The organism is Runella defluvii (assembly GCF_014195535.1).
Lineage (GTDB): Bacteria > Bacteroidota > Bacteroidia > Cytophagales > Spirosomataceae > Runella > Runella defluvii.
The window spans coordinates 98,043-107,676 of sequence record NZ_JACIBY010000019.1; the positions used below are offsets into that span (position 1 = coordinate 98,043).

General features: G+C 43.9%; 5 protein-coding genes. 2 read left to right on the plus strand and 3 right to left on the minus strand.

Annotated elements, in window-relative coordinates:
- Positions 1 to 6 precede the first annotated feature (6 nt).
- Positions 7 to 291, minus strand: coding sequence for a hypothetical protein (locus FHS57_RS27895; RefSeq protein ID WP_183979475.1), 285 nt, complete (start codon positions 289 to 291; stop codon positions 7 to 9).
- 245 nt (positions 292 to 536) lie between these two features.
- Here FHS57_RS27895 and FHS57_RS27900 point away from each other — a divergent pair, with 245 nt between their 5' ends.
- Positions 537 to 3,092 carry a phosphocholine-specific phospholipase C gene (locus FHS57_RS27900; protein ID WP_183979477.1) on the plus strand — a complete coding sequence of 852 codons (2,556 nt, stop codon included), beginning with the start codon at positions 537 to 539 and terminating at the stop codon, positions 3,090 to 3,092.
- 85 nt (positions 3,093 to 3,177) lie between these two features.
- On the opposite strand, the gene yidC is transcribed toward FHS57_RS27900, so the two are convergent.
- Positions 3,178 to 5,049, minus strand: a complete 1,872-nt coding sequence (gene yidC, locus FHS57_RS27905; RefSeq protein ID WP_183979479.1) for a membrane protein insertase YidC — start codon at positions 5,047 to 5,049, stop codon at positions 3,178 to 3,180.
- Between the two features lie 439 nt (positions 5,050 to 5,488).
- Between yidC and rho the strand changes: the two genes are divergently transcribed.
- Positions 5,489 to 7,300, plus strand: coding sequence for a transcription termination factor Rho (rho, locus tag FHS57_RS27910; RefSeq protein ID WP_183979481.1), 1,812 nt, complete (start codon positions 5,489 to 5,491; stop codon positions 7,298 to 7,300).
- 108 nt (positions 7,301 to 7,408) lie between these two features.
- Here the strand turns inward: rho and FHS57_RS27915 are convergent.
- On the minus strand, positions 7,409 to 9,634 hold a 2,226-nt coding region (locus tag FHS57_RS27915; RefSeq protein ID WP_183979482.1), incomplete at its 5' end, for an SdrD B-like domain-containing protein.

A 9,634-nucleotide genomic window follows, 5' to 3' on the forward strand; every position in this document is an offset into this window, starting at 1 on the left:
CTACATCTACTCAGCAGTTGCGTCTTTTGTTTCGCTCACGGGCGCCACTACTTTCGCTTTTTCTTTTTTTGAAGATTTCTTCCCCTCCTTTTTATTACCTTTTTCGGCTTTTTTAGCTTCTTTCGCTTTTTCTTTTTCTTCTTTCTTTGCTATTTTGGCAAGCTTCTTTGCCAATTTCTCAGCTGCTTTGCCCACAGCTTTGGCCGCTTTTTTTGAGCTTGTTTCGTCGGTAAGTGCGGCGGTTATTTTCTCAATAATTGCACTTGCTTGGGCTTTCTTTTCAGATTTCATTGATTGTTTACTGATTTAAAAGGTTCAAATAAAAAAATCTACAAATACATAGCTATTTTTCGGTTAAAACAAAATTTTCAAGTTATGTTTATGTTAAGTTTCTGCCACGACAAAAAATACCATAACCGCTTAGTATTTCTATTTTTTAGTGAAAATAACCATTTCTTAACGCCTTTCCTTAGCCTTTATGTACACTTTTGTCGTAGTATTGCTATCTGTTCCATTTTCATCACCAACTTTTCTATATGGATTCTAGAAGAGAATTTCTCAAAAAAGCCGCTCTACTCTCTAGCGGTGCAAGCCTATGGAGTGCCTTACCTCAATCTATCCAAAAAGCATTAGAAATTAATCCCCAACAGGGAAGTACTTACCTCGACGCTGAGCACATTGTCGTCTTGATGCAAGAAAACCGCTCATTCGACCACGCACTTGGTGCCCTCAGAGGGGTTCGGGGCTTTAATGACCCTCGGGCTATTCGCCAACCCAACAAAAACTTGGTTTGGTTGCAATCTAACGCCAAAGGTGAAACCTACGCCCCTTTTCGCCTTGATATTAAAGATACCAAAGTGACTTGGATGAGCTCACTCCCCCACTCTTGGGAAAACCAAGTGGATGCTCGAAACAACGGGAAGTACAACCGCTGGCTTGACGTCAAAAAATCGGGCAACAAAGCCTATGCCCACATGCCGCTCACGATGGGCTATTTTACCCGCGAAGACCTCCCATTTTATTATGCCATGGCCGATGCCTTCACGGTTTGTGACCATAATTTCTGTTCGTCATTGACAGGTACTACCCCCAACCGCCTGTATCTTTGGTCGGGAACGATTCGGGAAAAACCTACGATCGAATCAAAAGCCAATGTTCGTAACTCAGACGTTGATTACGACGATTTGGCCCACTGGACCACTTTCCCTGAACGGTTAGAAGATAATGGCATTTCGTGGAGAATTTATCAAAACGAATTGAGTATTTCGATGGGCTTCAACGGCGAACAAGATGCGTGGCTTGCTAACTTCACCGATAACCCCATTGAGTGGTTTTCTCAATATAACGTTCGTTTCTCAACTGGCTATCAACGATTCCTTGCCAAACAGGTTGTTGAATTGCCCAAAGAAATTGCGGCGTTAGAACAAAAACTGCAAGCGCTTCCTCCGTCTGGTAAAGAAACTGAAACTGCCCAAAAAACGCTCAAACAGAAAAAAGATGAACTAGAAATCGCCATAAAAGACCGCGAGCTTTGGAGCAAAGAAAACTTTGAAAAACTTTCGCAGCGCGCTAAAAATCTTCACCAAAAGGCGTTTACGACCAACATAAACGATTCTCACTACCACGAATTGGCTACACACCGATACGAGGATGGCAGCGTCGAACGTGAAATGTCGGTTCCTAAAGGTGATACCCTTCACCAATTCAGAGAAGATGTCAACACGGGCAAACTCCCGACCGTTTCGTGGATTGTTGCCCCCGAAAACTTCTCCGACCACCCAGGGGCACCTTGGTACGGCGCTTGGTATATTTCGGAGGTAATGGATATTTTAACCAAAAACCCTGAGGTTTGGAAAAAAACCATTTTCATTGTTACGTACGATGAAAACGACGGCTATTTTGACCACGTCCCTCCTTTCGTAGCCCCTAAACCTGATTTAAGCGACGGGTTGGTTTCCAAAGGCATCGACCCGAGCGTTGAACACGTGACCATAGAACAAGAACGTAAACGCAAAGAATACAGTGCGCAAAACCCTGGCCGCGACGGAGCCATTGGACTGGGCTACCGCGTTCCGATGCTGATTGCCTCCCCTTGGAGCCGTGGTGGATTTGTCAACTCGCAGGTGTTTGACCACACCTCTGTGTTGCAGTTTATGGAGCACTTCTTGAGCCATAAAACCAAGAAAGACATCAAAGAAACCAACATCAGCGCTTGGCGAAGAACGGTATGCGGGGATTTAACTTCGGTCTTTCGCCCCTACAGCGGAGAAGAAATTCCGTTGCCAGAATCCGTTAAAAAAGACAGCTTTTATCAACTCGTCCACAACGCCAAGTTCAAAAATCCGCCTTCTAACTTTAAGGCCCTTTCACCAGAAGAAATTGCCGCAGCCAACCAAAATCCTGCCGCTACTTCATGGATGCCAAAACAAGAAGAAGGTACACGCCCCTCGGCGGCCATTCCGTATGAACTTTACGCTGACGCGGTACTCAGTACCGATAAAAAATCGGTATCAGTTCAGTTGAGCGCCCAAAACCGTGTGTTTGGCGCAAAATCGGCGGGATCTCCCTTTCACGTGTATGCCCCGCACAAATACCGTGCAAACGAAAATGCTCCTTTTGAAGACTTAAAAGCTTGGTCGTACGCCGTAAGTTCAGGCGATTCACTCACACCCTCTTGGCCGCTTTCCAGTTTTGAAAACAATGCCTATCATCTCTGTGTATATGGGCCTAACGGTTTTTTCCGCGAATTTAAAGGACAAGCCAATAGCCCACAGTTGAGTGTAAAAGGAGTATATGAAACATCGAAGGGTTCAAAAAATCAACTTTCAGGTAATTTAACCTTGCAATTCCGTAATGCGGACTCTCAAAAAAGGCTACGCGTAGTGGTTACGGACAATGCCTACAAAAACGCTCCTAAAACGGTGGTTGTAGAGGCTAAAAATGGGCAAGCATCGCTCGTTCTCGACCTCAAGAAAAGCCACGGCTGGTACGATGTCAGCATCCGCATAGAAGGTGCGGAGGGTTTTGAGCAACGTTTTGCGGGCCACGTCGAAACGGGCAAAGATTCTGTAAGCGACCCCGCAATGGCATAAATTGATAGATAACAAAAAAGGGCAGCGATGAGCTGCCCTTTTTTGTTATTGGCGTGTGCGTCGGGGTGTGAGCACCCCAACACACCTATTTTTTCTTCGCTTGCGCACGTTTTGCTTCGACTTGCTTTTTCGCTTCATCTGCTTGTTTTTTGGCTTCGTCAGCCGCTTTCATTGAGCGCTCAAGCATATCCGAGAACTTCGACTTCTTCTTCTCACCTGACGCAATTTTGCGGCGGTTTTCTTCCAAAATCGAGCGAATTTTATCATCATTCACAAAACGACGAATCACCTGCTGTTGTAAAATAGTCACTACGTTCGATACCAAGTAGTAAAAGCTCAAACCCGCAGGGAATGAGTTCATGACAAACATGAACATCACAGGCATAAAATACGTCAACATACGCATATCAGGCATGCCAGGCTGCTGCACTTGCGCAGGCGTTATCTGGTTGTTGTACCACGCGTACACCAACTGAGAGACCGTCATCGCCAACGTAAAAATACTGACGTGAGCACCGTAGAATGGAATCGCAAACGGCAACTTGATAGGTGCATCGTAGGTAGAAAGGTCACTTGCCCACAAAAACGACTGCTGGCGAAGTTCAATCAAGTTGGGAAACAAGAAGAACAACGACATCAAAATAGGCATTGTCGCCAACACAGGAATACAGCCACTCAACGGACTCACGCCCACTTGTTGGTACAACTTCATTTGTTCTTGTTGCATTTTGGCCGCATCATCCCCTACTTTTTCTTTGATAATTGCCAGCTCTGGCGCCAACATCCGCATTTTAGCCATACTCACATACGACTTATAGACGAGCGGGGTCATCAACAATTTTACAATCAACACCAACACCACAATCAGCACCCCATAGTTAGAGAAAAACTTCTCCAAAAAGCTAAACATAGGCACAAAGAAGAACTTGTTAAGCGGTTTCAAGAATGCATAGCCCAAGTCCACGTTATCACCAAAATCGGTAGCTGTACCAATATTCTTTACAATTTGGTAGTCGTTTGGTCCAAAGAAAAACTGGAAATTTCCTTTGCCAGCTTTCAAGTCAGCCGTTGAAAGGCTTCCTTCACTTTGCATGGTTTTGATGTAAGTCGAGTCCGACTGATTAACCAACGACTTTAAAGTGGCATTACTCAAACTCGACCCTTTTGTAATAAAAGCAGAAAGGAAATATTTGTTTTTATGGGCAAACCACGAAACAGGTTGCTCAATTTTCTCTTCTACATTATCGCTTTGTCCACGACCAATGTCCGACAACTCCCCGTCTGAGTAATAATTGGTTGTTACTACTTTACGGTTTTCGGCCATGTCATTTTCGAGCTGTTTCAGCTTATCTTGCCACACAAGGCGAGTTGGCTCGTTCTTAACAAGGCCATCCAATCCAACCAATTGCACATCATAATCAATCAAATACCCACTTCCCTGAATGGTGTAGGTTTGTTCGATGTACTGATTAGCTCCTAGAGGCAAACGGAAAGCTAGTTTTGTTGATTTTCCCGTCGTGATTACTTGGTTGCTTGCCTCAGTTGTAAAATACAAATCAGCTAAGTTGATTGTGCCTTTGTTGGTAGGGAGTTCGAGATTAAACTTACTACTTTGCTCATCAATGAGGTACAAAGGAGCATTGGTGTAGGTTTTGAATTTTTTCAATAGTACTTCTTTGACATTTCCACCTTTGGTGCTAAAAGTCAAGCGAACATCATCGGTTTCTACCACAATATCTTTTGCGGTACCGATGGCTGCACTGGCAAAATCGCCATAGATGGCTTTGGCAGCTACCGAATCCAACTGACGAGGGGCAGGTGCAACAGCGGCTGTGGCACTAGACTTGGTTTGCGTCGCAGGATTCGTCTTGGGAGGCTCAGTTTGTGGTGCTAGGATTTGATACCCTACTAGCATCATCATGATGAGCGCTAATCCAATGATTTGATTTCTCTCCATTTGTTTGGTTTATACGTTATTTATGACACGTTATTTGTTACACGTTATTCGTACTCAGCCGTTAGAAAACATTCTCATGATTAACGGTAAACTAATAACTGCTCTTGCTGTGGCAAAAGCGGGTGCAAAGTTAGTGAGTTTTCAAGAATTAGCACCTGTGAGAAGGATGAGCGGTCATTTTTTAGCGAAAAAATCACAATAGCGCCAAAAAAAATAACAAATACCAAAATTTTCTTGACAGAATCCCGTTTAAGAAGTATAATTGCGAGACTTTTCTGACAATACTACGGCTTATCTGATACACATTAACCCAAAAGCCGTCTCTCTTGTTCAGTTCCAGCTATCAATCCCTATTTTTTCCTGGTTTATCCTCTTGTTGTTAAATAACTAATAATAAACATTTCTCCGTGTAAAGGTTCTCTTTACCCTTCATTTTTATATGCTCAGCATTGATGATCTAAATCCCAAGCTCCTAGCGGAGTTGCGGGTAATTGCCGAAAAAAACGGTATCAAAGACCCTTCTAAGTTTTCAAAGAAAGAACTGATTGCTAAAATTTTAGAAAAACAGTCCTCTACTTCTGACACTCCCGCCGAAAAATCAAAATCTGCACAACCTTCAGGTAAACGTCCTCGAAAAGTTGCTGCGTCAGACACTGATGCTCCAACTGAAGACGCCGCCGCAGAAGATGCTTCTTCAGAATCTATTGAAGTAGTTTCTCAAAGTACTATTGACTTTTTTCACCCCAAATCAAACGATTCGTTTGAGAAGCGTGGCAAACGTCAACGTATTCATAAAAACGAGAAGCCATTCCCTGAAAATTCACCTCAGGAGGCCGCCCCTCGTTTTTTTGATGAACCTACTCCCGAACCCACTGTTGCACCCACCGAGGCGCCCGCGCAGCCAGCAAATGAGCAACCAGCAGCTGAGGAAGAATTTGCCGATATAAAAATCGAGCTTCCCGAGGATGACTTTTTCGACACCTCATTTATTACGGAAAATTTTGAAGCAGAAGCACCCGCAGAGGTAGAAGCCGAACCGCTTCCCGCGAAAACGGAAGAACGCTCCCGCGACTATCGCCCCGATGAGTTCCAAAATAAAATCAAACGGCAGTACAACAACTACGTAAAAGAATTTGATGGACTTATCATCAACGAAGGTGTCCTCGAAATTATGTCAGATGGTGGGTACGGTTTCTTACGTTCTGCCGATTATAATTATTTAGCTAGTCCCGACGATATTTATGTATCGCCGTCTCAAATAAAACTCTTTGGCTTAAAAACTGGCGATACCATTCGTGGCTCAGTCCGCCCGCCCAAAGAAGGAGAAAAATACTTTGCCTTGCTTCGCGTCGAAACCGTCAATGGTAAAACAACCGAAGAAATCCGTGACCGTATTCCATTTGAATACCTCACGCCTTTATTCCCCCAAGACCACATCAAGCTCAGCGGCAAACCCGACAACTATTCTACGCGCATTCTTGACCTTTTTGCCCCCATCGGGAAAGGCCAACGTGGGATGATTGTAGCACAACCTAAAACGGGTAAAACGGTATTACTCAAAGAAATTGCCAACGCAATTACGCGTAATCACCCTGAGATTTACCTGATCATTTTACTCATTGACGAACGTCCAGAAGAAGTTACCGACATGCAGCGTAGTGTTCGCGCCGAAGTGATTTCTTCCACTTTTGACGAGCAAGCCGACCGCCACGTAAAAGTAACGGGTATGGTGCTTGAAAAAGCAAAGCGGATGGTAGAATGTGGCCACGATGTGGTGATACTCCTCGACTCTATCACGCGTTTGGCCCGTGCATACAACACCGTTACACCTGCTTCGGGTAAAATCCTTTCGGGTGGGGTGGACGCCAACGCACTTCACAAACCCAAGCGCTTCTTTGGTGCGGCTCGTAACGTAGAAAATGGCGGATCGTTGACCATCATTGCTACGGCTCTTATTGATACTGGTTCGAAAATGGACGAAGTTATCTTTGAAGAATTTAAAGGTACGGGTAACATGGAACTCCAACTCGACCGCCGTTTGGCCAACAAACGTATGTATCCAGCAGTTGATGTGAACGCCTCAGGTACACGACGTGAAGATTTGCTCCTCGACCGTGAAACCCTTCAGCGTATGTGGATTTTGCGTAAATACCTTTCTGACATGAATCCAAACGAGGCAATGGATTTCTTATTGGAACGCATGAAAGGAACACGTACCAACGAAGAATTCTTGATTTCGATGAACCGATAGAAAAACGTTTTTTTAATTTAGCCCTCTTCACGAGGGCTATTTTTTTGCACAAAAAAGGTATCAGGCAGAGCCTAATACCTTTTTTACTTCTTTGAAAAACTATACTTTTTACCCTTTTATTTTTCGAGTTGTAACAGGAACACATACGGCTGGGGGACAGCAATTGTTTGACGCTTCAATGATGATTGGACAACAACCTTCAGTTGGACAAGTTTGACCATCTGCTGTAAACGTATAGGTTCCAATTTCACTCAATAACACTACATTCCCCGTTGCCACTGGTACAATTCCTCCGTCTTTAAACCATTTGACGTTCACATAGGTATCAGAGACACGTGCTTCTATTTTGCTACCTGTGCATAATGAAATAGGTACTGTAAAACATTGACGATCAATATCATCTTCTGAGTCTCTGTGATTGCAAGGAGTTGAATCTACGTCTTTTTCATTGGTCGTACACACTTCAGCTACATTCAAATGAATACCCATTTGAACAGCCTTAACTTGATACGTTAATATAACCGTATCACCATTTGCCGCTAATGAACCAATGTTCCAACTAATTGTATTATTCACAAAACTTGCAGTACCTCGACTAGCCACGATACTTCCTACCACAAATTCGACGGTTGATGCCATACTATCTTTTACAGAAACCCCAGTTGCATTTTTAGATGCCTGATTATACACTTTTATTGTGTACGTAAGCACGTCGCCAATTCGTGCTACTTTCTTGCTAATCAGCTTCTTCAAAGCTACATCAACTGTGTCAATACAACTTTGTGCATTGATTGTTGCTGAGACTCGACTCGAACTAATGGCCGTTGGGCAAGAAGGGTCAGTGCTCCGGGCTTGAGCATAAAAAAAGATACTATTAACCATCGTACCGACAGGTTTGAAATCCAAACCTGTATGCATCAATACTCCTCCCGTTGGTTGGCTATACCACTCCACCGTAGCTAATCCTACAACGGTTGCTTTCAACGTTGGGAAGGTATCACCAATACAAGCCGATAAACTCTGAATCGCGATTGTTGGAAGAGGAGGATTACAATTACAATTAAGACCGATAATCACTGTATCCATTTTACATACCGAATTCAAGCTATCGGTGATTGTCACTAACGCCCCAGAAGGAATTCCTGACACTGTATAAGGGTTATTACCCGAAAGAACACCTTTGTTCACTTTAACAACCCCCAATTGATTTTGGACAGAGAACGTCATTGTATAGGTCTGTAAATCAGAAGAACAAATTGGCAAATTAGACATCGTGATTTTTGACATTGTGCAAGCTATAATTAGACCCGCATCAATTGTTGGATTATCTTTTGCAATACCTGAGCTTGTCGGGTCTATGGTTACTGTTGGGCTCCATCCCATCTCAGTAAAGTCGTTGTCGTTGGTATCAATACCTGCATCTTGCTTACTACTTACTGCACACTCTGTTGGAATTGTACGTAAATCCATTTGCACTTTGTAGTCGCCTTGAGATAGATTAGCAAATGAATAGTAGCCATTTTTAACACCATTATTAAAAGTTACAACGCTGTCTAGCTTAGTGGTTGCAACGCCATTTACAACAGACCACAGAATCATTTTCACTCCATTGACTCCGACTTCAACATCTTGTTGCAAACCATCGTTATTTTCATCTTTCCAAACATAATCTCCAAGGCTACCTTTTGCACAATTTTTGGTTTCTACCGATACAGTATCAATACAGCCATTTAAGGTATAAACAAATTGGTAAATACCGATAGAGGTCATGCCCGAAACAGCCCCCGCATTTGTCACATTCGCAACGCTTGGAGTTGTACCTAGCTGGTTCCAAGTACCTCCTGAAGGGGATGCTGACAAAGCAACCGTTCCGACACTTGTACAAACTGCACTTGTTCCCAAAATATCTTGACCTGCATTTGGCTTGGCATTTACCGTCACTACCACGTTCGCTGTATCCTTGCAGCCTGCCGCGTTTTGAGCAATCAACACATAGGTCGTCGTAGAGGCTGGTTTTACTGAGCTTGGTGTTGTCACCGCTGTGCCGCCAACTGTCCCTACCGTCCAAACTGGACTCAAATACGTGGCGTAATTCGTGATTTTTGATGTTAAATCCACCGATTCTCCTGCGCAAAGTGTCGCACTGCCATCGGCAATCACGGGCTTGGCCAAGACAACTACTTGTGCCGTGTCAGTACACGTTTGACCGCCACCCGTCACCGAGTACACAAACTTATAGGTCCCTGCTGCGTTCAAACCACTGATGTTCCCACTCACATCTATCGTCGCTGCACTTGGGTTGGATGGACTGCCAATTGGAGCCCATGTCCCTCC